We start from the raw sequence: 19,832 nt of genomic DNA, 5'->3' as shown, positions 1-19,832 counted from the left end.
TACGCCTGACGCTCAGCCGTGGTCTCTAGGAGCGTTGTTGATCCGAAAAGGTTTATAGGTCCTGACCGTAGTCTGACCGGCCATGAGCCAACCGCTTACCTCACCTTGCCCTTGGTCAGAGTTTGCAACGGAGCCCTTGCTGATCACTCCAAAGGCGCGGCCGCCTCTGTGCGTTTCTCATGAAAAACGCACAGACTGATCGGTTCGGCGTTCCCCGTACCAAAGTCTGTTCCCTGCGGCAGGTCGGGCGGTAGTAAGTCTCAATGACCATCGCGGCTTCATATCGAGCTCAACACGGTGAACTGAGATCCCGCTGGTCTCGACTGTCACTGGCCACGCGGTTTGCGGCCGCTGCCAGCGTGGTGCTCGTGGTGGCCACGCTGGTCATTGGCGCCGTGGTGACGGCTCGCATCGAAGACGCGGTGGTGCGCAACTCGGCTAACGCGACGGCGCTTTATATGGACAACGTCATCGGCCCGATCCTCCAGCAGGTGTCGAGATCAGGCGAGCTAACACCTGGCGCTCATCGGGCGTTGCATGAGATCCTCGAAAATACACCCTTGGGCGACCGCGTGGTGTCCTTCAAGTTCTGGAGCGCCGACGGCCAGGTCATCTGGGCCGACAACAACGCCAACGAGGGTCGAACTTTTCCGTTGACCGACGACCTGCGCCAAGCTTTGTCCGGCGAGGTTGTTGCTTCCTTTGATGACCTCCATGAGGAGGAAAGCAGCGAAGAGGCGGCCTTGGGGCTGCCGCTCCTGGAGATCTACCTTCCTGTCCGGGAGGTCTGGTCAGGCCGGGTCGTCGCCGTGGCCGAGTTCTACGAGATCGCGGAGGGACTCGCAGGCGACCTCCGGGCCGCCCGTGCCGCGGCCTGGGCTGCCGTAGGGATCACAACGCTGCTCTTGGGCGGAGTCCTTTATGCAATTGTGCTTGGGGGCAGCCACACCATCGAAGTTCAGCGCCGCGCACTCGACCAGCGCCTGGGCCAGTTGCGCGAGTTATCGGCGCGCAACGAGGAGCTTCGTCTTCGTGTGCAGGCGGCAGCCTCTCGGTCCGCCACCCAAACCGACCGTACCATGCGCCGGATCGGCGCCGACCTTCACGACGGACCGGCCCAGCATCTGGCCTACGCCGCGCTCCGGCTCGACGCCTTGCGCGAACGCCTCGAGGGTCCGGTGAGCGACGAGATGGCCCGGGTGGCCGGTGCCGTGACCGAGGCCCTCACCGAAGTCCGAGCGGTATCCCGGGGACTTCAGCTTCCCGACATCGCCGAGCGTCCTCTGGAGGCCACCGTCAAAGCGGCTGTGGAGGCGCACGAGGCCCGGACGGGCCATTGCGTGACGCTCGAAGCGACCTGCTCCACCGAACCGGATCTGGACCCGGCCGCCCGCGTCTGTGTGTTCCGGTTCGTTCAGGAAGGCCTGAACAACGCGAGCCGCCACGCAAAGGGCGTGGGACTGGAGGTTGCGCTCACCTGCGACGATCAGGAGCTTCGGCTGGCGGTACGCGACCAAGGACCAGGACTGCCCGACATCCCTCGTCCGGAGGGCATGGGCCTTTCTGGCCTGCGCGACCGCGTAGAAAGCCTTGGCGGAACCTTTGCGGCGCGCAGCCGTCCTGAGGGTGGCGCCGAGATCATCATGACTCTCGAGACTAGGGGCCCAGCATGGACCTGATCCGCATCGTCGTGGTCGACGATCATCCGCTCTATCGCGAGGGAGTGATCCGCACCCTATCCGAGTCGGGTCGCTTTGTGATTGCAGGCGAGGCCGCCTCGGGTCCGGAGGCGGAGGCGATGGTCGCTCGGGAAAAGCCAGATGTGGTCCTGCTCGACATCTCGATGCCGGGTGGCGGGATTGCTACCCTGAGGCGGATTATGGCCAACGCGGAGCCTCCGCGCTGTGCCATGCTGACTGTCTCGGAAGAGGATGACCACATCCTGCAGGCGCTCAGGGCTGGTGCGGCCGGCTACATCCTCAAAGGGGTAGGCGCTCGGGATCTGGTGGGCATCGTGACGGATCTCGCCGAAGGGCGGACCTATGTGGCCCCTTCGCTTGCCATGAAGATGCTGGCGGCCATGACCGCACCGCGCACGCCGAAGCCGACCGACCCTCTCGATACCCTGACCAAGCGGGAGGAAGACATTCTGCGGCGCGTTGCGGAAGGGAAAAGCAACAAGGAGGTCGCACTGGACCTCGACCTTCAGGAACGGACCGTCAAGCATTACATGACCACGATCCTGCAGAAGCTTCAGGCCCGGAACCGGACCGAGGCCGCGTTGATCGCTCGCGAGGGCTGGGCCGACCGGAAGGACTGATCCACAGCCCTAACGCAGGGACATCATCCGGTTGAAGTCCTCGCTTGTAGCGGACCTGCGCACGACAGACCGGCTCAGCGGGTCCAGCAATTCGTAGCTGCCGTCGGCGATCCGCTCAGTCCAACCGTCAGGGTAGATGACGGTGATGTCCTGCAACACCGATGCATCCTCGTTCGAGGTGCGTAGCCTGTCATCGTCAGCACGATCCTCCGTGTTGTCGTTCCTGTTCCTCCGGTCCTCCGAGCCGCCCCGATTGTCGATGTTGCTGCGGTCGCTTTCGCCGCGGCTTCGACCGCTGTCTTCGCGACCCCGGTCATTGTCATCGTCGCCTCCGCGGCCACGTCCGCGATTTCGGCCCTGGCCACTGCCACGATCGTCCTCGTCATTGGCCCGAGCTTTGGGGACGCAGACAGGCAGACAGGCCGTCGCAGTCCCCCAGGCCAGAAAGCAAAGGACCTGCCGTCGTGGAAGGATGAAAGGGCTCATGTGGGAGGACTGCAGGTCAGGGGGTTCAGGCACGACCACAATTAGCACCTGCAGGCCATCAACCCATACGGACCAAAGTCCGTTCAGGCTACGAGCCAAGCAAACCAAGGTATGGGTCGCGGTCGGCAGATCGAGCGACCACGGTCCATATCGCCGAGCGATCGTGTGAAACACGCTCAGGGCATCCACGCTTCAAAACAATCAAAAGGATACCTGACATGAGAACCCTGTTCCTGAGCTCGACCCTCGTGGCCCTCGTTGTCGGTACCACTCCCATCATGGCCTCCGATCTTAGCGTAGGCCATCGTATCGCCGGGACGCAGGCCTTCGAAGGCTTGGGTGACGACAACAGCATCTTCGATCGGCGGGGACGCGGTCGTGGCCGGGGCGGCGATGACCGGCGGGGCGGGCACGGCGCTGACGACGGACGGACCAATGATTCGCGCAGCGGCGGCCACGGTGGCAGGCCACGTGTTCCGGGCGGGTCGGGCTGCGATGACGCCCATGACGTGGCCGAGCACCCGGAGTGCCGGGGCTGAACCACCCTTGGCACGTCCAAGGAGAGCCCCGGTCGCATCGGCCGGGGCTCCTCCTGTCGTGCCATCCTCCCTCCACTTCCGCTGACTCGTGCCCGACCATCTCCAGCAACAGGGGCCGGGGTGTCGTACTCACATTGGGAAGACTGTACCGAAGTCGGTAGAGCGAATGGTTTGCGGCGCTAGGCTGCGGTGCGGGCTGCCAGATGCGGCCCTCTAAACCCTTCGCCGGTTTCCTGGCGAACAGAGGGCCTGCGCATGGACGATTGCAAGCTGTGCATCCTAGAGCGCCGGCTCGAAACGCTGGACGCAGAGGTCGATGCCCTCCGTCTTCTCGTGCTGACGCTGATCGGCCGGATGGCTATTGACGATCCTCACCAGATCCAGGCCGTCGCACGAATGGTGGAAGCGGCTGGCGACGCCATGCGCTCCGCCGAGGAGGCAACAGAGCGCCATCGAAGCATCGCGCGAGAGATCGAAAACGTGTCCGGGTTGGTGCGCCATGTCACCCGGTCCTCGCAGCACTGATCTAGGCAAAGGAACCGCGCCCCACCCGCCACGTTGCCGCGGCATCATGATCATGTGGTCGGCTCGCGTGCTCCTCCTTGCCCTGCTCCCGAGCGCGGCTCTCGCGCAGGGTCTCCCGACAGGCAACGTCTGGGAGCCAGTCGCCCACGTGACGTCGGCCGATTTGGCGGCTCAGGGCTGGACCGTGACCGAGTCAGCCGGTCTGCCGCTGAGCAACGGGCAAAGCGCGGTCGTCACCTACTGGGAGCACACCCTCTACAACACCCACCGGGTGATGCGCTGCATCGCAAGCCTTGACCCTGACCTCACCCAGACAGCCGAGGTCTGCGCGCGCCCCATGGGCGGACAATCTCCGTCCTAACGAAAGCCGTGACATCAGGACGGAACAATCGGCTCGGGCGCGCCTGCGGGCCGTCGCGAACTGGCCTGCCACAGGCCCGTTGGCACGCGCGGGCAGTGGTCCGGGTTGCGGGCATCGCGGCCACCGCGCCCCCGGACGGCTGTATGCATCTGGGCTAACACCCGGGATGCTGACCACTCGGGGGTACGACAGTTGCCACGGACGCCCCCTCGGTATCCGCGCGGTATGGCCGCGGCTGCAGGACGCAGGCGCACGACCACTGGCGACGACGTAGGAGTGCAAGGATCGGCTGGCGGGCGGGTCACCGGCCGGAACGGACAACGGCTCACAGCGAGCCCCCACTCCCCAGCCACAGGTAAAGCAGCAGGGTCGTGGCGGCCCCGAAGCCCGGAACGACCGCCGACAGGATCACACCCCAGAGCGAGCCTTGGGGCGACCAGTAGACGATCCCGGCGTAGGCCCCCACCGTCCAGGCCAGAAGCAGAAGGCTCACCAGCATCAGGCCCACGGCCTCGGTGAGGCTGCTAACCCCCGGGATCTCGAGCAGCTGGCCTTGTGACCGCTCCGCCGCGACCGTCGACTGCAGATCCTGCCGTTCCAGGGACTCGTAAAGGCTCCCTTGCGTCCACCTTTCTGGCGAGAGAACGGGCGGAGCCTCCCTCCGCCGTATCCTCTTGATGGGTGTAAGGCACAACGAATGTTGAGGTTTGCTCTGCATGCCTCATCGCCCGGCCATCATCGAAGTTGCGGGAACTCTGCTTCAGGCGCATCATCGGCCTGTTCCCTAGGGAACCCAGGGGAGGCAGATACCTCCCGGTCCAGGAAGGCACCTGCCGAACCCGGCTCAACGCTTGGTTAGGAGTGAGCCATGTGCCTACACCGACATGTTCTGCTACTCACCACCCTTGCTGCAACCGGGACGCTGGTATGGGCTGAACCGGCCAGCCACGAGGTCGAGGTCAACGGCGTCACCATGTCCTATGCCGAGGAGGGGACGGGCGAGCCCATTCTCTTCGTGCATGGAGCTGTAAGCGACGCTCGCGCTTGGGAGCCCATCCGCGCAGAGATCTCCGACCAGCACCGCTTCATCGCCCCGACGCTGAGATATTTCGGCACGGAGGACTGGCCGGACGAGGGCGAGAACTTCAGCGTTGCCACCCATGCCGACGACGTAACGGCGTTCATCGAGGCGCTCGATCTGGGGCCGGTGCATCTGGTCGGCTGGTCCTATGGAGCCAACGTGGCCACAGCCGTGGCGCTGGATCATCCGGATCTGGTGCAGAGCCTAGTCCTTTATGAGCCCTCCTTGGGCACGCTGGTCAAGGAGGGTGAGGCTGGCGAAGCGGCGCGCGAAGCGGCCGGTCAGATGTTTGGCCCTGTGACGACGGCGGTGCAGGAGGGGGACGCGGAGAAGGCAACCAGGGCTTTGATCGAAGGTGTGTTCCAGATGGAGCCTGGTAGCTATGAGAGCTTGCCGCAGGAGATGCAGGATTTACAGCTCGCCAACGCTCGAACGATGCCGCTCCTGTGGTCTGCACCGTCTTGGGACATCACTTGTGAGATGCTGGGGCAACTCAATAAGCCGACACTTCTTGTGCATGGAGGAGACAGCAATGCCTTCTGGCGGCATGTCGCTCAGTCTATGAGTGAGTGCCTGCCCCAAGCGGAGGTCGGCACGCTGCCCGGTGTCAACCACAATGGGCCAGTGAGCGATCCCGTCGGCCTGGCAGCAATGATCGAGGCATTCGTCGCAGGTAACTGACAACCGCAACACATAAGGCTGATCGTACTCTGTCTCACATGGCTCGCCCTAGCGAGACGCCTCCCCCGGCCAGAGCCATGTGCGGCCCGGGGGTTCGCTCAAGCCGCGCACGACCTCCTGACCCCCGAAAACCGCCAACCTCACCCACCGATGTTGAGCCGAATGATGGAACAGGGGCCGTGCCCGCGTTTGATCATCAAGTAAAAATGTCCATAAATAAAGAAGTTAAGTGGAGTCCATGTCCGCCATACCCGCCCGAAGCGCCTCAGTCACAACTGCCCGTCGTCAGGTGATTTGAGGCCGATGGCGTAGCTCAGGAACGGAGGGTCTGATCCATCTGGAGGAGCGGGAATGATAAAGAAACGGCGGCTACCCGGGTCATCGGGTGCCGCCGAAAAGGTCGCGACGAGAGCAGGGAGGAGAACCTCTCGCCGCGTCGTCCATGGGCCGCTCAGGGAGAAGAAACAGCGCCACAGGAAGGTCGAACCTCAGGGAGAGGCAGGCCCAACCGGAAACTGTTAGACGTCGTAAGCCGTACCCCGGGCGATGCTGCGGATGTCGGCGCGGGAGATGCCGATATCGGTCAGTTCGCGATCCGTCAGCATGGCCAATTCGTTCACGGTCGAGCGGTAGGTCCGGAACTGGGCAAGGCGCTGCGCAAGGGTCGCCTTCAGGTTGGACAGGATCGCGGGGTGTTCAAAGGCGCGGTCGGCGTGGGTTATGTAAGCCATGAGGCTTTTCCTTCTTCGGTCATCGGGGCCCGAATGGCCCATCGGTCTCGGGTTGTTATCGCTAGCGGCCTCATAGATACGCTTTCGCTGCGCCTGCACAACGACTGTCCCAGGAAGGCCGATATGCGATGCCTGCATGGACAGAACCGGAAATCGAAGAGGCGTCAGGAGTTGCTGGGTTCACGGCCTGCGCTCGCAGGACTGGACCGAGACGCGGAAGGCGATCAACGACCTGGCCCGCGAGACGCGCGGGATCGAGGCGCTGATCGGGGATCGAGCAGGAGCAGACAACGTGAGCCGGACCTGCAAGGTGGACCAGTGACCGGGGCCGAGCTGCGGGCACATCGGCGTGCGGCCGGCCTGAGCCAGGAGGAGCTGGCCCGGCGGGCCGGCGTCACCCGCGACACCGTGCACTACTGGGAAGCCAAGCCCCGCGTGAACCTGCACCAGATGGCGCCCCGTCGCTTCGTGGAGGTGCTGGGTCTTGGGGGATTATGCGACGCTATCGCGCGCGCGGGGATGGGGTCTTACTCAGGACAACCCCACCCCCGACTGCATTGCAACGCGCATGGCGGCCGTCAAGCGGCACATCACCTATGAGCGCTGCGCAAATGCGTGGAGCGCGTCCGGGTGATTGCGCTTGAGAACCTGCTCATTGATCTCGACGCGATCAGAGGCCGTCCGCTCAATCCAGCCTGGGCTGAAGAGAACGAACCAGCCGGCTAGAGCGATGGCGATCAGCATGACCAGAACGACGAGAAGCCTTGGCACAGCGGTGTCCTTTCGCGGGAGGTCAGGTGACCGTGGCAGACAAGACGTCAGGCCGGTGCTGTTCCGCAACGATGCAACAGATCGCCAAGGTGGCGCTCCGGCCCGGTCCTTGCCAGGCTATCGTCCAACCCGTGTCATCGGACCGGCCTCAGGCCCATCGGCTTTCTCGATGGCCCTGTGGTTGAAGGTCTCTTGGCATCTCTGAGTGCCGTCGAACCAGGTGCAGATCGCATCTCCGGTCGAGTGACTCTCGCCTTCGTAGGTCATCAAAGGACCGCCAGATTTCAGGCGAACGCTATCGCCAAGTTCGATGCCGTGATCGCTCATCATGAAGTCCTTTCATCAAGGGCGCGTGCCAACATGCGCCGGAGCGCCTCCAGGCGTGCCAGAAGGTCAGCTGAGGCGCGGCGGTAGCTGTCGATTACAACGAGAATGGTGCAAGGCAGCCCATTCCGCTCTCCTGGCCATCGGCGCCTTACCTGTGAGCGCCTGCGTAAGCACATGGAGCGCCTCCCCGAGCTGTGGCCGAGTCGATCCCACCTGCTTTCACCCTGCGCAACGCTGAGCGTGCCTGGCCGTGGTGTCAGTCAGGTGGCGGATAGGAGTGGTCCCCATAGGTCCATTCGGCCATGAACGTGCCGTCCTCGCCTTGCACGAGGACCTGCGCGGGGCGGTCGTTTCGGCCCGAGGTGTGGGCCGCATCAACGGCCTGTCGGAGCGCGACCGACCTGTCCCTATAAGGCCCGTAGCGCTTGCCATCGCGCCGCACCGTCCACTCCCCATTTTGGGTCTCGACGAAGTACTGGATCGCGGGTGCCCGTGTCATCGCATTGGTCTCCTCTCAAACGGTCCGCGATCCCGAGCCTTGGCCACCCAGGCCTCGCACGCCCCTTTCAGGCCTCGGTCGGACTGCACGCGAACCCCCGCCAGCGTGAGATCCGCGTGGTTCTGGTTCTCGGACCAGCCCAACGAGCAGCCCGGCAGCCGGCGGAGCCGCGCGGCCAGAGCAGTCTCGCTCCTGCGGCGGCGCTCCAGGAAGCCGTCCCAGTCATCCGGATCCAAGGAGTTCCACAGCGGGAGAGCAAGAGCCCAAGCCCGCAGCTCAAGAGCCACCGCGAGAAGCGCCGTCCTGTTCTCGAGCCGGTCCACGTCACGTCCAGGGTCAGCAGTCAAGGCAAGTCCTCCAAGAGCATCGTAGTGCTCAATGTGCAGTGTCGGCCGAGACGCGACCGCCGGATCGTAAGACAGCTGGACCGATCCCGAAGATCATCGCTAGCCTAGCCTCGCTCCGTCCGGCGGAAGGTCGATCTACCTGCCAACGGAATGGTCCAAGGTCCGAGCGGCAGCCTAACGGAGTGCCTGGCTCTAGGCTTAGAAAGGGAGCTAGCTATGGCTGACGTCTCCGGTCAGCTCAGGACGCGGCCTCAACAAGGTTCAGCCTTTGGATGCAGGCCTGCGCCAGATCGCGGTTGGGAGCCTCCGAGCCGGGCACCGTAGCCCAGCCAGCCTCCATGACCGCGTCCCTGCGCCGATAGGTCGAGGCTTCGGTGATGGTGGCCAGCTTGGTGGACCGCTCCGGGTCGTCCTGCGCAATCTGCAAGCAGATGGGGACCAGGGCCGCGATCACCTCGTTCTTGGCTTGGACGGTGGCCATCTCGGTGGCACTTCCCCCCGTGACCCAGCCGCCCCAGGAGAACCCAACCACCATGGTGAGGACAGCGCCGCCCAGTGCGCCATAGATGCCGGGCTTCAGCCAGTCGGTCGTCATGACAGATCCTCCAGCGGGGAAAGCGCCCCGGCGCCCGTTCAGCTTGCTTCGGGGGACGCCTGATCGCGAGCCAAGGCCGCCTCCAGGTCTCTCGGGTCAACGGGACGCATCTCGGCCGGACCCCGGCCTCCCGCCCGACCACCGATCAGCAGGTAGCTGGCGGTTCGGCGGTAGGCCTCAAAGCTGAGGCCCTCCATCAGATCCTCATCAACCACCACCTCGTAATCACCTGCCGGCAGCTCATCGTCGTATCCCGCGATGCGGAACGGATGAGCAAACGTGACCGTCGACCTTGTCGAACGCGAGTTCATGGCCAGCCTTTATGATGCCGTGCTCCATAAAGAGCGCGGCAGCTTGGGTTGAGTTTTCAGGAGAGCGCTCCCACGAAACCGGATGAACTCATCCGCCTTCGTGATTAATTATACATTTAACATTTCGATGATAAATTACAATGCTAGTAAAGCTTGCTCCTAAAATTTATTGATCATCAGCTATGATGCCGGGCATGTCCTCAAGCGCGCTGGCCGAGTGCGCTCTGATCGTCCATCAAACGTTCGGACACTGTTGGCGAAGTCAGAACAAGGTACTTAGTGCGGCGAAGAACGAGGTTTGGGGCCGTCTGGCGCGTGCCAAAGCCGCAACTTCAAGGCTCGACAGCCACCCGGCTTCGACTTCGCCAACAGTGTCGTCCGTTCGTTTTCTAGACAGACTTGAGCCGGTTCACCTTAGCCGTAGCGAGGAGCTCGGCGCCGGAGCGAGCTCACTCGCTCCCGACCGCCTCCCGGAAGAACCCCTCCGGCCCATCCACCTCCACAAGCCTGCGCCCCTGGATCTGCCAGAAACGAGTGCCCACGCCGCGCACAAAGGCCCGGTCGTGCGAGACAAGAAGGCCGCTTGTCCCTTGCGCGCCGAGCTCCGCCTCGAGCGCCTCCTGGCCCTCAATGTCGAGGTGGTTTGTGGGCTCGTCGAGAAGGTAAAGGTTGGGCCGGGTGAGCCGCAGCACCAGCATGGCAAGTCGCGCCTTCTGCCCACCCGAGAGCGCCGCGATGCGGGCGCCCTGGAGGTCGACCCCGAGGCCCGCCCCGGCGAGGAGCGCCCGCGCCCACTGGTCGCCCACGTCGAACGGCGCGGTGACGGCGGCCCAAGGGGTCGGGAAGGTGTCGAGCTGGCCCAGGCTCTGATCCGACCAGCCCTCCACCACCGTGGGTGCAACAGTGACGCCAGGCACGTCGCCCAGCATGGCCCGGTGCAGGAGCGCCATGAGCTGCGACTTGCCGCTGCCATTGCGGCCCAAGAGGACGATGCGGTCGCCCTTGTTGATCCAAAGCTTGCCTGTCTTGAACAGGAGCCGCCCGTCCGGTGCGGCGACCGCCACGTCGTCGAAGGCCACGAGAGCTTTGGACGGCGTGCCAGCGTTCGCGAGCCGGATCGCTCCGGCCGAGCGCTCCTGATGCGCCGGCCGGGCAGCCTCCTCGAGCCTGTCAGCACGCTCCTTGAGCTGCTTGGTCTTGACCACCAGGAGGTCGGAGCCCGAGTTGATGCCGATGTTCTTCAGCTTGGCCGCCTGCCGCCGCAGTTGTGCGGCCTGCTTTATGTCGTTGTCGAAGCGCCGCTCGTCAGCCGCATCGGCCTCAGCCAAGGCCGCCCGGGCGCGCGTGTAGGGCAGCGCAAAGACCTGCGACCGCGCCTCGCGCAGGAACAGGGTCCGGGTCGATACGGCATCCAGGAAGGCCCGGTCGTGGCTCGCCACCACCACGGGCACGCTCCGTGCCACAGTGGAAAGCCAAGTCTGAAGAAAGCCGATCCGCCCGAGGTCAAGGTGGTTCGTGGGTTCGTCCATCAGGAGGACGTCAGGTTCGGTCACCCAGGCGCGGGCCAGGAGGGCCGTCCGCTGCCAGCCGCCGCTGAGCGCGCCCATGGGACGGTCGCGCAACTCCTCCGGCACCTCGAGGTCGTCCAGCACGATGTCCACGCGCCAGCCTTCGCTGTCCTGCTGCTCGGGCGGGAGCGCCCGAAGGACGGTCTCGCGGAGTGGCAGCGAAAGGAGGGCCTCCGGGATGTCCTGCTCCACATGCCCGACCTGGAGGCCGCGGGCGCGAGTCACCTCGCCCGCCGTGGGCTCGTGAGTGCCGGCCAAGCAGCGCAGGAGCGTGGACTTGCCCCGGCCGTTCGCGGCGACAAGGCCCACGTGGTCGCCCTTGGTGAGGGAGAAGGTGAGATCGGTAAAGAGCGGCGCACCCAGGGTGACGCCAAGGTCCTTGCAAGCGATGAGGGTCATCTCGTGTCTCGGAGCGGAAGGTGAGGGCAGCCTGAAAGGACAGTGCCGCCGGACCGGGCCGACCGAGAGAAGTGTGACGATGTCCCTCGGATCAGCCCTGCGAACGGTGCCGCAGGGCGAGCCCAGGTCCGGGGTTGCGCTCGTAGAACGACGTCGTGCTCACGACGGCCTCGGGGCAAGAGATAACATGCCACGACACTATGGAGTACGGGCCCTCAGTCAAGCGTGCGATAGGGGTATACTCCTTCCCCTAAGCATCGCTCCGCATCTGCTCGGAAAACGACCGTTTACAGGTGAGGCGCGGGAATGAGAGCCGAAGGGCTTGCGTTCCACTCGGAAACCCGTTCCGGTTGCTGTGTGCAGAAATGCGGTGCCAACGCATGTTTCCGAGTGGGTCAGGTCGGAGCCAGATGGGTGGACCGGGCAGAATGAGGGAGGGATCGGAATGGCCGAGTTGCTGCTGGGCTACATGCGGGTGTCCAAGGCGGACGGCAGCCAGACGCTGGACCTGCAGCGCGACGCCCTCCTCGCGGCCGGGGTGGAGCCCGGGCGCCTCTACGAGGACCTGGCCTCGGGGCGTCACGATGCCCGCCCCGGGCTCCTGGCCTGCCTCAAGGCCCTCCAGCCCGGCAACACGCTGGTCGTGTGGAAGCTCGACCGGCTCGGGCGTGACCTCAAGCACCTGGTGACCACCGTGGACGACCTGCGCACCCGGGGCGTGGGCTTCAAGGTCCTGACGGGAGCGGGCGCGCAGATCGACACCACCACCGCCAACGGGCGGCTCTTCTTCGGCGTCTTCGCCGCCTTTGCCGAGTTCGAGCGCGAGCTTATCGCCGAGCGGACGCGCGCGGGCTTGGCGGCCGCGCGGGCCCGGGGGCGCAAGGGCGGCCGGCCGCGCAAGATGGACCGCGCCACGCTCCGGGCCGCACAGGCGCTCCTGGCCAACACCGACGAGACGGCGCAGGCCATCGCCAAACGGTTCGGCATCGGGACAGGCACGCTCTACACCTACCTCAACGGCGACGGCACCCTGAAGGAAGCGGGCGCCAAGGTCATGGGCGCAGACGGGACGGCTACGGTGCCCAAGGCTGTCTCGGGCCCATGAGGCTCTGGAAATTGAAGGACGATACTTTGGATCTACAGGACGCGTACACGGAGGATTCGCACGCAACACACGCCTTCATGCACCTGAGCCGGTCCGCAGCTCGCCGAGGCTTTCGAGAAAGTTCGCGATCTCCCGCCTGCGACGGTCCTGGTCCGCGAACTCGCCATCGACGCCAAGCCGGCAGCACAATGCAGGGCTAGTCGGATCGCGGTGAAGAGCCTCAATCTCGGCAGCACGGGAACGGACGTCGTCCCGATCAGCGGCGAGATCCGCCTCGGCGAGATCCGCGGCCTGCGAGCGCAGCGCGATCGCGAGTTCCTCGAGCGCAGGTCTCACCGGCGCTCTTACCCACCCTCTGACGGCGAGCCTCCCGTTGCTCCGGCAACTCGCTCTGTACGACAAGATAGTGGGGCACGGAGCTCAGATCTTTCTATCGACAGGAATAGGTTGCCTTCCTTCGTATCAGGAGGGGGTCACGGGAGCCGTCTTGCGGGACCGGGTAGCCTTCTTGATCGGAACCAGAACCGCAGCTGCCCGGGCTTCCGCTTCCTTCTGGAGTCTTGCGGCCCGAAGGATGGCGGTCTTCGCCTGTCGTTGTTCAGTGGCCGTGTTGGTGATCTCTCTTACCATCCGGGTGGTCTCGTCGGCTCGCGCCTCGAAGCGATTGCTGGTCGGCTTGAACCCAGGCTTCGCGCCCAGGCCCTCGATCGAGGGCTGCAGGTTCCGGCCGGAGCCCTTCGAGAAAAGCAGGTCGATGGTGTCCTGGATGGTGTCTGACCTGGAGCGGATCATGGGCTTGCTTTCACTTGGAGAATGGCCTCACGCCGAGGTGGCGAAGCGGCTGATCGGGGTCAGAGCCACGGGTGGAATATGGTCTGGTGTGGTCTGGGCGAGTGGTTGTCCGCTCTGGCTCAGCGACTGGAAGAATGCGGACCAGCCCGGACTTGCTTGTAGCTTGGGGAGCGGGCGCGTGACGACGGCCTCGTGCGGGTGCACGGCGTTGTCCATGTGTGATCCTTCCGGGGAAAAGCCGAAAGGAACAGTCCTGGCGGCTTCACACATATGGAGTGCAATGCGCCGAATGCGAGGGCGCGGTGGAGAGCGCGGCTCAAGCCTCTGGCACAAAGGACAAGATTGTGGTCCCGACCGGCTCGGCTCGAAATAAGCAGAGCCGTGCACCTGCTGCTCGGGGCCCGCAATCCCCATGTGCCTGACAGCAAGCATGGAGGCGGCACGTGTATAACCTGATTATCTCGGCTGGAGGGAAGGTGCTACGCTCCGGCGCTCCTATGGCCGCATCCAAGACCTTGAAGGATTGGTTTCAAGCCGAGACCATAGGCTATGAGGTGACGTGCCACGACGAGAACGGCGCCGCTGTCACCAAGGCCCAGCTTCGGACGGCCGCGCGGCAAGCCTTGGAGATCTGAGTATGTGGAGCGCACAGAACCACGTCCAATTGCAACCGCCGCCTGAAAGCGGCTCTCCTCGCTTGGGCAGACGATCCTCGGGCAGGAGCGATCAACGACCGGAAAAGGAGCAGATCCGGTTCGATAACCGGGGTGCTGAGTCTGGGGGCCGAGGGTCCTGAAGAAAGCTGGACTCCTGATGCCTAATGCTCTTGCATTCGGGACCCACGACCCCCACCTGTGTTGTGCGAACGTTGCTTTCCCTCGATCCGCTGTCTCCCTCACCGGCTTCAGTTTCTCGTTGCGACACTGACATAGCCGGGCTGCCGCACCTTGTGGGCAGCGCATCAGACAGGAGACATCACGATGGCCAATGGCACCGTGAAATGGTTCAACGCCACCAAGGGTTTCGGCTTCATCGAGCCCGAAGGCGGCCGCAAGGACGTGTTCGTCCACATTTCCGCCGTGGAGCGGGCGGGCCTGACCGGCCTCAAGGATGACCAGAAGGTCACCTTCGACATCGCCTCGGGCCGTGACGGCCGCGAGTCGGCCGAGAACCTGGAGCTGGCGTAAGCCAGCCTGGGCTGCCCTTGAAGGGCGACCGGGTTCTGCAAGGATCAAAGAACGCAAGGGGGTGGCCGGTCCGCCCCCTTACGCATTCCCAAAAACCCCAAGCGAACCTGATCATGGCCCGTTTCAAGGGACATGCTGGCTGTTCAATGCATGTGGGACGGCGTCTCGCCTGAAGTCTGCCGACGCTTGTTCATGCGTCGTGCCCGCCGGTTCGCTCCTTCTGACCTGACAGAAAGCACACGAGGCAACCTATGCCGTTCACAGTTCAATGGACGGGTCCCACCGGTCCCGTGCGCAAGAAGGCCCCGACCGCGGCCGACGCGCTTCGATGGTGGACCACCTACAACCGAGAGGCGGCCAATATGGTCATCAAGGATGACACGGGCCAGCGATGGACGCCGGATGATCTGGCGAAGGTGGTGGGCCGCTCGTGAGGCCCAAGGGGGTCGAAGGGCGATACCCATTCGGCCGAGACCGTGGCTTGGCTATCCGGGCGGCGGAAGTCCCCATCGCAAGGTCGAGGACACGACTGAGCACTGGTCCTTATGGCTTCGACCACCGTTCATAACTTGTCGTGCCGCGCCTGACGGCCTGCATGAGTGTAAAGACCACCCCTGAGAAGTTGCTGGGCTGCTCCAACTCCTCCCGCTTGGCCCGAATGGCTTCCGACACAACGGCCTTCACGCGTTCAAGGGCTTCCTTTTCGGCCTTGGAGCGCTGAGCGGCCGATGTCGAAAGCGCTTCTATGGTCTGCATCCGCAACCGGAGCGCATCGAAGTCACCTTGCGTCTTGGCCGTCCGGTGGGCTTCTCGAAGAGCCTCAAGTTCCTCAAGCAGTCGCTGTTTCATGTCTTCACTTCCGCGGCTTGATCTGAGGCGACTTGTTCGCGCCGCCGTCGGTCGTCCTCGCCCATGGCATTGACGAGCTTGGGGATGGTCCGGCGTTCATATCAGTCCGACACTCGGGCCCAGTCATGGAGGTCCCGCTGCCCCACCTCACGATCCATCACCGGACGACCTACCAGTACCGCGAACCCGTCCAGCTAGGGCCGCATCGGCTGATGCTGCGCCCGCGCGAAAGCCGCGATCTGAGGATCATCAGCACCACCCTGGCGATCTCGCCTGAGGCGACCATCACCTGGGCGCAGGATGTGGCAGGCAATGCGGTCGCGACCGCGACATTCCAGACGATAACAGATCGTCTGGTGATCAGCTGCTCCACCGAAGTCGAACTCTCGGCGGCAGTTTGGCCGGTGTTCGACATCGCCGCTTTGGCGATCTCGTTCCCGTTCCGCTACTCGGACGAGGACTGGACAGATCTTGGCGCGCTCACCGTGATGCAGCACGCCGACCCTGTTGGGCGGCTCGCCTCTTGGGCTCAGGGCTTCGTACTTGGCAGTTCGACCGATACGTTGTCCCTCCTTAAGGACCTGAGCGCCGGGGTGTCGGGGGCGCTCGCCTACGAGACACGGGACGACGAGGGCACACAGTCGCCCCTGGAGAGCCTCGACCGTAGAGCAGGGTCGTGCCGGGACTTCGCCGTTCTCTTCGCCGAGGCTGTCCGCAGCCTGGGCTTCGGGGCCCGCCTCGTGTCCGGCTACCTCCACGATCCGGGCGAGGCCCTTATGGGCTCTCAAGGCACAGGCACCACGCACGCCTGGGCCGAGGTCTTCGTGCCCGGGGCAGGCTGGATCACTTTCGATCCAACCAACCGCAGCATCGGAGGCGCCAACCTCATCCCCGTCGCAATGGTGCGCGACATCGCCCAATCCGTTCCCGTTTCGGGCAGCTACGTGGGACAGCCCAAGGCTTTTGAGCTCATGTCGGTCGAGATCAGCGTCGCTGCGGCCTAAGCTGTGGGCGCAGCTGCCTGGCTAGGTCGCCGGCTTCACTTACCCTGTTTGTAATGGTCATTCCATGTCTTGTCCCAGGTCCGCAGAAGGGTCCATGCGGCTCAAATACTGAAGGGTGGCTTTGTCCCTCATAGCCGCCCCTCGACCTTCCGACCTGGTTTCTTGCCAATGCCTTGACCCGGTACCGTCAGCGACAAAGTTGGGCAGACCCCCAAATCCTAACCCAAGAGGCCATCAGGGGCCTCGGGGTTACGCTACCGCCCCAGGCGCCGCGCATTGGCGGTCGCTTGTTGGTGGACCGGCGCCAGGGCCAGTCCGCCAGCACCCATCGTGCGCGTCACCATGCGGGTGCCATGTGCCAGCCAATGCTCGATCAGCGATGAGTAGTCTCGCGCGCTCAAGGGACGTCCGCTGAGCGCATGACACCCAAGATGGTGCGCTTGTTCGGATGCATCGAGGAGCATCGCCGACCATTGGTCGACAAGGGCCTGGTTCACCTTGGAGACGGCCACCACCTTTTCCGCCACCATGCCGGTGATCTCCGCGTAGTCGCGTTCGGCTGGACGGCGAGCCGCCTGGCCCATGATGGTCATCCGCGCGCCGATGACACTGCTGGACGCCACCATCATTTCGCTGACCTGCAGGCTCGTGCTGACCAGGCCGAAGCCAGCCTTCATCAACTCGGTCCAAGCCTCTTGTGCTATCGACATCTGTGTCTCCCGGGTTGGTCCAAAGAAGCGGGAGCGCCGCAGCCTGTCGGACTGCCGCGCTCCCGGCCGAATGCCCTCGGACGGTCGAGCCGCGGCCTCTTATACCGCCCAGCTTATGAACTCAGGCATGGCAGCCAGGGGTAGCTGGTGAGCGACTGGATACGTCTTGGCTCCTGGGTCAGGGCGGTCCAGGCGTGGCAGCAGGCATCCACGACACCGTCGTAGTCGGCGAGCAGGCGGTGCGAGAGATACCGCTCGCGGAGGTAAAGCCAGAGCCGCTCGACCGGGTTGAGCTCGGGGCTGTAGGGCGGCAGTGGCACCAGGGTGAGGTTCGGGGGCACGACCAGAGCGCGGGCCCCGTGCCAGCCGGCCTGGTCGAGCACGAGCACGGCATGGACGTCCGGAGCGATCTGGGCCGACAGCTCGGCCAAAAAGCGGCTCATCGCGGCGGTGGAGACGGTGGGCAGCACGAGCGCCACCTCGGCCCCGGTGGCGGGCTCCACGGCGGCGAAGAGGTAGGCGGACGCAAAGCGCTTGGTCCGCACAGCCCCGGCGGGCGCTCGCCCCTGGTCCACCAACGGTGAGTGGTGCGCCCCTTCTGGCCCACCCGGGCGTTCGCCGGGGTGACAGTCCCCCGGACTGTCCCCCGATCCGGCTCACTCCTCGAACCACAGCGCGATGCGCTGACCAGGGTGGGCCTCCTGGGCTGCCGCTATAGCCTCGGCGAGACCCCCTTTATGGATGGCCCGCCCCTCACCCCCGGCCGACCGCTGTAAGCTGGTGGTCAGGCTCTGCGAGAGGAGACGGATCATGAGCATTGCGGTTCTTGGGATCGACTTGGGCAAGACCAGTTGCAGCGTGATGGGCCTGGACGAGGCCGGCCGGGTTGTGCTGCGCCGGCGCATGCGGCGGGAGACGGTGAGCTCCTATGCGGCCAAGCTGCCGGCCTGCATCGTGGCGATGGAGGCCTGTTGCGGCGCCCATCACATGGGCCGGGCTCTGGCCGCCTGGGGTCACGAGGTGCGGCTGATGTCGCCCGAATACGTGCGGCCCTACGTGAAGGCCCAGAAGAATGACGACCGCGATGCCGAGGCGATCGCCGAAGCGGCCACACGGCCCACGATGCGCTTTGTCGCGCTCAAGAGCGAGGAGCAGCTCGACATGCAGACGCTGCACCGCGTTCGCGACCGACTGGTGGCGGAGCGCACCTTGCTCATGAACCAGATCCGCTCCCTCCTGCTCGAGCGGGGCATCACCATTCCGCAAGGACGCGCCAAGCTGAACCAGCAGCTGTCTGAGCTGCGCCAAGCGCCGGACCAGGTCAGCCCTCGTATGCAGCTCCTGCTGAGGGATCTGCACGAGCGCCTTCTGGAGATCACGGCGCGCATCCGGACCTATGACGCTGAGCTCACAGCCCAGGCTCAGGCCGACGAGCGGGCGCGCCGCCTCATGACCATCCCCGGCATCGGCGCCCTGAACGCCACCGCGCTCGTGGCGGCGGTGGGTGAGGCCAGGACCTTTCGTCGAGGCCGCGACCTCGCCGCCTGGCTGGGCCTGGTGCCACGGCAGGCGACAACGGGCGGCAGGCCCAAGCTTCTCGGCATCACCAAGCGCGGAAGCAAGTACCTCCGCAAGATGCTGATCCAAGGGGCGCGAGCCTCAATGCCAACCCTGCGGCAGAGCGACACCCGCCTCGGCGCCTGGCTGCGTTCACTCCTGGCACGATCACACCCGAACACCGCAGTGGTGGCGCTGGCCGCCAAGATGGCGCGGATCGTCTGGGCGCTGCTGCATCATGGCCGGAGCTACGAGGCAATGGCGGCTCCCGTGACGAGATGAGGTGAACTGACCGGCGAGAGTATCGCCGGCCCAACGAGGTCTGCGGGTGGCACGAAAGGAAGATGGCCCAACAGTCGACGGGCGTTCTGAAACCCTTTGCGTTCAAATGGCCTCCAAGGCCGACCCCTTTATGAGGACCAGAGCGCGCGGATCTCCATCTTGGCCCAAGGTCACACACCCGGAGGCCGGATACGTTTTTGCAGACTGCTCAGGCCAGCGACCATCAAGCCACTTGCCGACGGGGCGGGCCATACGTTTGAACGCCTCCTGCGCCTCGGCGTCGGCCTGCGGGTGGCGCGGCCGGGTCTTCTGCTTGGACAAGCCCAGCCGTCTGAGCACCCGCGACAGGCTGGCCGGGTGCAGCCGCTTGCCCCAGAGATGCGCGACCTCCTCGGCCAGAGAGGGCAACGTCCACTCCGTGCGGCCATGGCGGGCGAGTTCAGGGCTGGCGAGCACAAGCTGCTTGAGCGCAGCGCCCTCCTCATCGCTCAGCACTGGCCGGCGGCGACCCTTGGGGCGGTCGTGCAGCCCGGCCAAGCCCTCAGCGTTGGTGCGCACCACCGCGTCGTGCAGCGCCTGTCGCTCCATGCCAGAAAGTCGCGCCGCCTCCGCGCGGCTCTTTCCCTCGAGCGCATGCGCGATGGCATACATCCGCGAGGCCGCGCGCGGGTCCTTCTCCCGTCGCGCCAGCGCCCGCAACTCCCCCGCGCTCAGGTCCGTCCGGATCTCCAGTGCTGTTGATCAGCATGGAATAAGGACCCCGCTTCCGGGGTGATCGGCGTCCAAACGGGACCCCTTTGGCGCA

The 19,832-nt window shown here is 64.9% G+C and carries 29 protein-coding genes; 13 read left to right on the top strand and 16 right to left on the bottom strand.

Going from position 1 to position 19,832, the window contains the following annotated elements; translation table 11 throughout:
* Nucleotides 1-263: 263 nt before the first annotated feature.
* Nucleotides 264-1,679, top strand: a complete 1,416-nt coding sequence (locus FHG71_RS20605) for a sensor histidine kinase (RefSeq protein ID WP_246045548.1) — start codon at nt 264-266, stop codon at nt 1,677-1,679.
* Nucleotides 1,670-2,320 (top strand): response regulator, encoded by a 651-nt coding sequence (locus FHG71_RS20600; RefSeq protein ID WP_139083576.1) that lies wholly within the window; start codon nt 1,670-1,672, stop codon nt 2,318-2,320. Before FHG71_RS20605 ends, FHG71_RS20600 begins: the two co-directional genes overlap by 10 nt.
* A 9-nt stretch (nt 2,321-2,329) precedes the next feature.
* Here the strand turns inward: FHG71_RS20600 and FHG71_RS20595 are convergent, their stop codons facing one another.
* Nucleotides 2,330-2,980 carry a hypothetical protein gene (locus tag FHG71_RS20595; protein WP_139083575.1) on the bottom strand — a complete coding sequence of 217 codons (651 nt, stop codon included), beginning with the start codon at nt 2,978-2,980 and terminating at the stop codon, nt 2,330-2,332.
* Nucleotides 2,981-3,024: 44 nt separating this feature from the next.
* Between FHG71_RS20595 and FHG71_RS20590 the strand changes: the two genes are divergently transcribed.
* The 3 genes from FHG71_RS20590 to FHG71_RS20580 all read left to right on the top strand — a co-directional run bounded on the left by FHG71_RS20590 (nt 3,025) and on the right by FHG71_RS20580 (nt 4,231).
* A complete protein-coding gene (locus tag FHG71_RS20590; RefSeq protein WP_139083574.1) occupies nt 3,025-3,345 on the top strand; it encodes a hypothetical protein in 321 nt (106 codons plus the stop codon).
* Nucleotides 3,346-3,600: 255 nt separating this feature from the next.
* Entirely contained in the window at nt 3,601-3,870 is a 270-nt protein-coding gene (locus FHG71_RS20585) for a hypothetical protein (protein WP_139083573.1), read from the top strand.
* 67 nt (nt 3,871-3,937) lie between these two features.
* Nucleotides 3,938-4,231: a hypothetical protein gene (locus tag FHG71_RS20580; RefSeq protein WP_139083572.1), complete on the top strand. Its 294-nt coding sequence runs from the start codon at nt 3,938-3,940 to the stop codon at nt 4,229-4,231.
* Nucleotides 4,232-4,556: 325 nt separating this feature from the next.
* Here the strand turns inward: FHG71_RS20580 and FHG71_RS20575 are convergent, their stop codons facing one another.
* Complete coding sequence (locus tag FHG71_RS20575) at nt 4,557-4,730, bottom strand: hypothetical protein (protein WP_218014189.1); 174 nt, start codon at nt 4,728-4,730, stop codon at nt 4,557-4,559.
* 369 nt (nt 4,731-5,099) lie between these two features.
* On the opposite strand from FHG71_RS20575, the gene FHG71_RS20570 reads away from it, so the two are divergent.
* A complete protein-coding gene (locus FHG71_RS20570; RefSeq protein WP_139083570.1) occupies nt 5,100-5,993 on the top strand; it encodes an alpha/beta fold hydrolase in 894 nt (297 codons plus the stop codon).
* 518 nt (nt 5,994-6,511) lie between these two features.
* Here the strand turns inward: FHG71_RS20570 and FHG71_RS20565 are convergent.
* Entirely contained in the window at nt 6,512-6,724 is a 213-nt protein-coding gene (locus FHG71_RS20565) for a DUF1127 domain-containing protein (protein ID WP_139083569.1), read from the bottom strand.
* 136 nt (nt 6,725-6,860) lie between these two features.
* On the opposite strand from FHG71_RS20565, the gene FHG71_RS24430 reads away from it, so the two are divergent.
* Together FHG71_RS24430 and FHG71_RS24425 are read left to right on the top strand one after the other, a co-directional pair.
* Entirely contained in the window at nt 6,861-7,046 is a 186-nt protein-coding gene (locus FHG71_RS24430; protein WP_246045547.1) for a hypothetical protein, read from the top strand.
* Nucleotides 7,043-7,324 (top strand): helix-turn-helix transcriptional regulator, encoded by a 282-nt coding sequence (locus FHG71_RS24425; RefSeq protein ID WP_246045546.1) that lies wholly within the window; start codon nt 7,043-7,045, stop codon nt 7,322-7,324. The genes FHG71_RS24430 and FHG71_RS24425 overlap by 4 nt, the downstream gene beginning before the upstream one ends.
* On the opposite strand, the gene FHG71_RS23735 is transcribed toward FHG71_RS24425, so the two are convergent.
* The 6 genes from FHG71_RS23735 to FHG71_RS20535 all read right to left on the bottom strand — a co-directional run bounded on the left by FHG71_RS23735 (nt 7,319) and on the right by FHG71_RS20535 (nt 11,541).
* The gene (locus FHG71_RS23735; RefSeq protein ID WP_218014188.1) at nt 7,319-7,495 is read right to left on the bottom strand and encodes a hypothetical protein; all 177 of its coding nucleotides are present in this window, start codon (nt 7,493-7,495) and stop codon (nt 7,319-7,321) included. The two genes, FHG71_RS24425 and FHG71_RS23735, sit on opposite strands and share 6 nt — an antisense overlap.
* 117 nt (nt 7,496-7,612) lie before the next feature.
* Nucleotides 7,613-7,822: a DUF2158 domain-containing protein gene (locus tag FHG71_RS24820; protein ID WP_218014187.1), complete on the bottom strand. Its 210-nt coding sequence runs from the start codon at nt 7,820-7,822 to the stop codon at nt 7,613-7,615.
* 256 nt (nt 7,823-8,078) lie between these two features.
* A complete protein-coding gene (locus tag FHG71_RS20550; protein ID WP_139083566.1) occupies nt 8,079-8,321 on the bottom strand; it encodes a DUF2188 domain-containing protein in 243 nt (80 codons plus the stop codon).
* Nucleotides 8,322-8,906: 585 nt separating this feature from the next.
* On the bottom strand, nt 8,907-9,263 hold the full coding sequence (locus FHG71_RS20545) for a hypothetical protein (protein WP_139083565.1): 357 nt from the start codon (nt 9,261-9,263) through the stop codon (nt 8,907-8,909).
* A 38-nt stretch (nt 9,264-9,301) separates the two neighbouring features.
* Entirely contained in the window at nt 9,302-9,574 is a 273-nt protein-coding gene (locus FHG71_RS20540; RefSeq protein WP_139083564.1) for a hypothetical protein, read from the bottom strand.
* A gap of 449 nt (nt 9,575-10,023) precedes the next feature.
* Nucleotides 10,024-11,541, bottom strand: a complete 1,518-nt coding sequence (locus FHG71_RS20535; protein WP_139083563.1) for an ABC-F family ATP-binding cassette domain-containing protein — start codon at nt 11,539-11,541, stop codon at nt 10,024-10,026.
* A gap of 445 nt (nt 11,542-11,986) precedes the next feature.
* On the opposite strand from FHG71_RS20535, the gene FHG71_RS20530 reads away from it, so the two are divergent.
* Nucleotides 11,987-12,646: a recombinase family protein gene (locus FHG71_RS20530; protein WP_425467379.1), complete on the top strand. Its 660-nt coding sequence runs from the start codon at nt 11,987-11,989 to the stop codon at nt 12,644-12,646.
* Nucleotides 12,647-12,721: 75 nt separating this feature from the next.
* On the opposite strand, the gene FHG71_RS20525 is transcribed toward FHG71_RS20530, so the two are convergent.
* The 3 genes from FHG71_RS20525 to FHG71_RS20515 all read right to left on the bottom strand — a co-directional run bounded on the left by FHG71_RS20525 (nt 12,722) and on the right by FHG71_RS20515 (nt 13,654).
* Nucleotides 12,722-12,982, bottom strand: a complete 261-nt coding sequence (locus tag FHG71_RS20525) for a hypothetical protein (protein WP_139083562.1) — start codon at nt 12,980-12,982, stop codon at nt 12,722-12,724.
* Nucleotides 12,983-13,108: 126 nt separating this feature from the next.
* Nucleotides 13,109-13,438, bottom strand: a complete 330-nt coding sequence (locus FHG71_RS20520) for a hypothetical protein (protein ID WP_139083561.1) — start codon at nt 13,436-13,438, stop codon at nt 13,109-13,111.
* A gap of 27 nt (nt 13,439-13,465) precedes the next feature.
* Nucleotides 13,466-13,654, bottom strand: coding sequence for a hypothetical protein (locus FHG71_RS20515; protein WP_139083560.1), 189 nt, complete (start codon nt 13,652-13,654; stop codon nt 13,466-13,468).
* Between the two features lie 764 nt (nt 13,655-14,418).
* Between FHG71_RS20515 and FHG71_RS20510 the strand changes: the two genes are divergently transcribed.
* Together FHG71_RS20510 and FHG71_RS20505 are read left to right on the top strand one after the other, a co-directional pair.
* Nucleotides 14,419-14,625 (top strand): cold-shock protein, encoded by a 207-nt coding sequence (locus FHG71_RS20510; RefSeq protein ID WP_139083559.1) that lies wholly within the window; start codon nt 14,419-14,421, stop codon nt 14,623-14,625.
* 251 nt (nt 14,626-14,876) lie between these two features.
* Nucleotides 14,877-15,059 carry a hypothetical protein gene (locus FHG71_RS20505; RefSeq protein WP_139083558.1) on the top strand — a complete coding sequence of 61 codons (183 nt, stop codon included), beginning with the start codon at nt 14,877-14,879 and terminating at the stop codon, nt 15,057-15,059.
* Nucleotides 15,060-15,168: 109 nt separating this feature from the next.
* On the opposite strand, the gene FHG71_RS20500 is transcribed toward FHG71_RS20505, so the two are convergent.
* On the bottom strand, nt 15,169-15,474 hold the full coding sequence (locus tag FHG71_RS20500) for a hypothetical protein (RefSeq protein ID WP_139083557.1): 306 nt from the start codon (nt 15,472-15,474) through the stop codon (nt 15,169-15,171).
* Between the two features lie 125 nt (nt 15,475-15,599).
* Between FHG71_RS20500 and FHG71_RS20495 the strand changes: the two genes are divergently transcribed.
* Nucleotides 15,600-16,478 (top strand): transglutaminase family protein, encoded by an 879-nt coding sequence (locus tag FHG71_RS20495; RefSeq protein ID WP_246045545.1) that lies wholly within the window; start codon nt 15,600-15,602, stop codon nt 16,476-16,478.
* Between the two features lie 254 nt (nt 16,479-16,732).
* On the opposite strand, the gene FHG71_RS20490 is transcribed toward FHG71_RS20495, so the two are convergent.
* Together FHG71_RS20490 and FHG71_RS20485 are read right to left on the bottom strand one after the other, a co-directional pair.
* Nucleotides 16,733-17,188: a hypothetical protein gene (locus FHG71_RS20490; protein WP_139083556.1), complete on the bottom strand. Its 456-nt coding sequence runs from the start codon at nt 17,186-17,188 to the stop codon at nt 16,733-16,735.
* A 113-nt stretch (nt 17,189-17,301) separates the two neighbouring features.
* On the bottom strand, nt 17,302-17,763 hold the full coding sequence (locus tag FHG71_RS20485) for an IS630 family transposase (RefSeq protein ID WP_176559543.1): 462 nt from the start codon (nt 17,761-17,763) through the stop codon (nt 17,302-17,304).
* A gap of 235 nt (nt 17,764-17,998) precedes the next feature.
* Between FHG71_RS20485 and FHG71_RS20480 the strand changes: the two genes are divergently transcribed.
* Nucleotides 17,999-19,027, top strand: coding sequence for an IS110 family RNA-guided transposase (locus FHG71_RS20480; RefSeq protein ID WP_139083554.1), 1,029 nt, complete (start codon nt 17,999-18,001; stop codon nt 19,025-19,027).
* Between the two features lie 102 nt (nt 19,028-19,129).
* Here FHG71_RS20480 and FHG71_RS20475 read toward each other — a convergent pair whose 3' ends face one another.
* The gene (locus FHG71_RS20475; RefSeq protein WP_176559542.1) at nt 19,130-19,726 is read right to left on the bottom strand and encodes a winged helix-turn-helix domain-containing protein; all 597 of its coding nucleotides are present in this window, start codon (nt 19,724-19,726) and stop codon (nt 19,130-19,132) included.
* Between the last annotated feature and the right edge of the window lie 106 nt (nt 19,727-19,832).

It is taken from the genome of Rubellimicrobium roseum, from assembly GCF_006152145.1.
GTDB classification, from domain to species: domain Bacteria; phylum Pseudomonadota; class Alphaproteobacteria; order Rhodobacterales; family Rhodobacteraceae; genus Rubellimicrobium; species Rubellimicrobium roseum.
The sequence above is the reverse complement of the archived record's forward strand: the minus strand, read 5'-3'. Positions and strand labels throughout refer to the sequence as shown.

Bases quoted from the DNA above. Each gene is read 5' to 3' on its own strand.
- FHG71_RS20535 (WP_139083563.1), bottom strand. From the start codon at position 11,541: ATGACCCTCATCGCTTGCAAGGACCTTGGCGTCACCCTGGGTGCGCCG.
- FHG71_RS20515 (WP_139083560.1), bottom strand. From the start codon at position 13,654: ATGGACAACGCCGTGCACCCGCACGAGGCCGTCGTCACGCGCCCGCTC.
- FHG71_RS20570 (WP_139083570.1), top strand. From the start codon at position 5,100: ATGTGCCTACACCGACATGTTCTGCTACTCACCACCCTTGCTGCAACC.
- FHG71_RS20520 (WP_139083561.1), bottom strand. From the start codon at position 13,438: ATGATCCGCTCCAGGTCAGACACCATCCAGGACACCATCGACCTGCTT.
- FHG71_RS20500 (WP_139083557.1), bottom strand. From the start codon at position 15,474: ATGAAACAGCGACTGCTTGAGGAACTTGAGGCTCTTCGAGAAGCCCAC.
- FHG71_RS24430 (WP_246045547.1), top strand. From the start codon at position 6,861: ATGGACAGAACCGGAAATCGAAGAGGCGTCAGGAGTTGCTGGGTTCAC.
- FHG71_RS20605 (WP_246045548.1), top strand. From the start codon at position 264: ATGACCATCGCGGCTTCATATCGAGCTCAACACGGTGAACTGAGATCC.
- FHG71_RS20600 (WP_139083576.1), top strand. From the start codon at position 1,670: ATGGACCTGATCCGCATCGTCGTGGTCGACGATCATCCGCTCTATCGC.
- FHG71_RS20550 (WP_139083566.1), bottom strand. From the start codon at position 8,321: ATGACACGGGCACCCGCGATCCAGTACTTCGTCGAGACCCAAAATGGG.
- FHG71_RS20540 (WP_139083564.1), bottom strand. From the start codon at position 9,574: ATGAACTCGCGTTCGACAAGGTCGACGGTCACGTTTGCTCATCCGTTC.
- FHG71_RS20510 (WP_139083559.1), top strand. From the start codon at position 14,419: ATGGCCAATGGCACCGTGAAATGGTTCAACGCCACCAAGGGTTTCGGC.
- FHG71_RS20545 (WP_139083565.1), bottom strand. From the start codon at position 9,263: ATGACGACCGACTGGCTGAAGCCCGGCATCTATGGCGCACTGGGCGGC.
- FHG71_RS20585 (WP_139083573.1), top strand. From the start codon at position 3,601: ATGGACGATTGCAAGCTGTGCATCCTAGAGCGCCGGCTCGAAACGCTG.
- FHG71_RS24820 (WP_218014187.1), bottom strand. From the start codon at position 7,822: ATGAGCGATCACGGCATCGAACTTGGCGATAGCGTTCGCCTGAAATCT.
- FHG71_RS20590 (WP_139083574.1), top strand. From the start codon at position 3,025: ATGAGAACCCTGTTCCTGAGCTCGACCCTCGTGGCCCTCGTTGTCGGT.
- FHG71_RS20495 (WP_246045545.1), top strand. From the start codon at position 15,600: ATGGAGGTCCCGCTGCCCCACCTCACGATCCATCACCGGACGACCTAC.
- FHG71_RS20490 (WP_139083556.1), bottom strand. From the start codon at position 17,188: ATGTCGATAGCACAAGAGGCTTGGACCGAGTTGATGAAGGCTGGCTTC.
- FHG71_RS20505 (WP_139083558.1), top strand. From the start codon at position 14,877: ATGCCGTTCACAGTTCAATGGACGGGTCCCACCGGTCCCGTGCGCAAG.
- FHG71_RS20575 (WP_218014189.1), bottom strand. From the start codon at position 4,730: ATGCTGGTGAGCCTTCTGCTTCTGGCCTGGACGGTGGGGGCCTACGCC.
- FHG71_RS20480 (WP_139083554.1), top strand. From the start codon at position 17,999: ATGAGCATTGCGGTTCTTGGGATCGACTTGGGCAAGACCAGTTGCAGC.
- FHG71_RS20565 (WP_139083569.1), bottom strand. From the start codon at position 6,724: ATGGCTTACATAACCCACGCCGACCGCGCCTTTGAACACCCCGCGATC.
- FHG71_RS20530 (WP_425467379.1), top strand. From the start codon at position 11,987: ATGGCCGAGTTGCTGCTGGGCTACATGCGGGTGTCCAAGGCGGACGGC.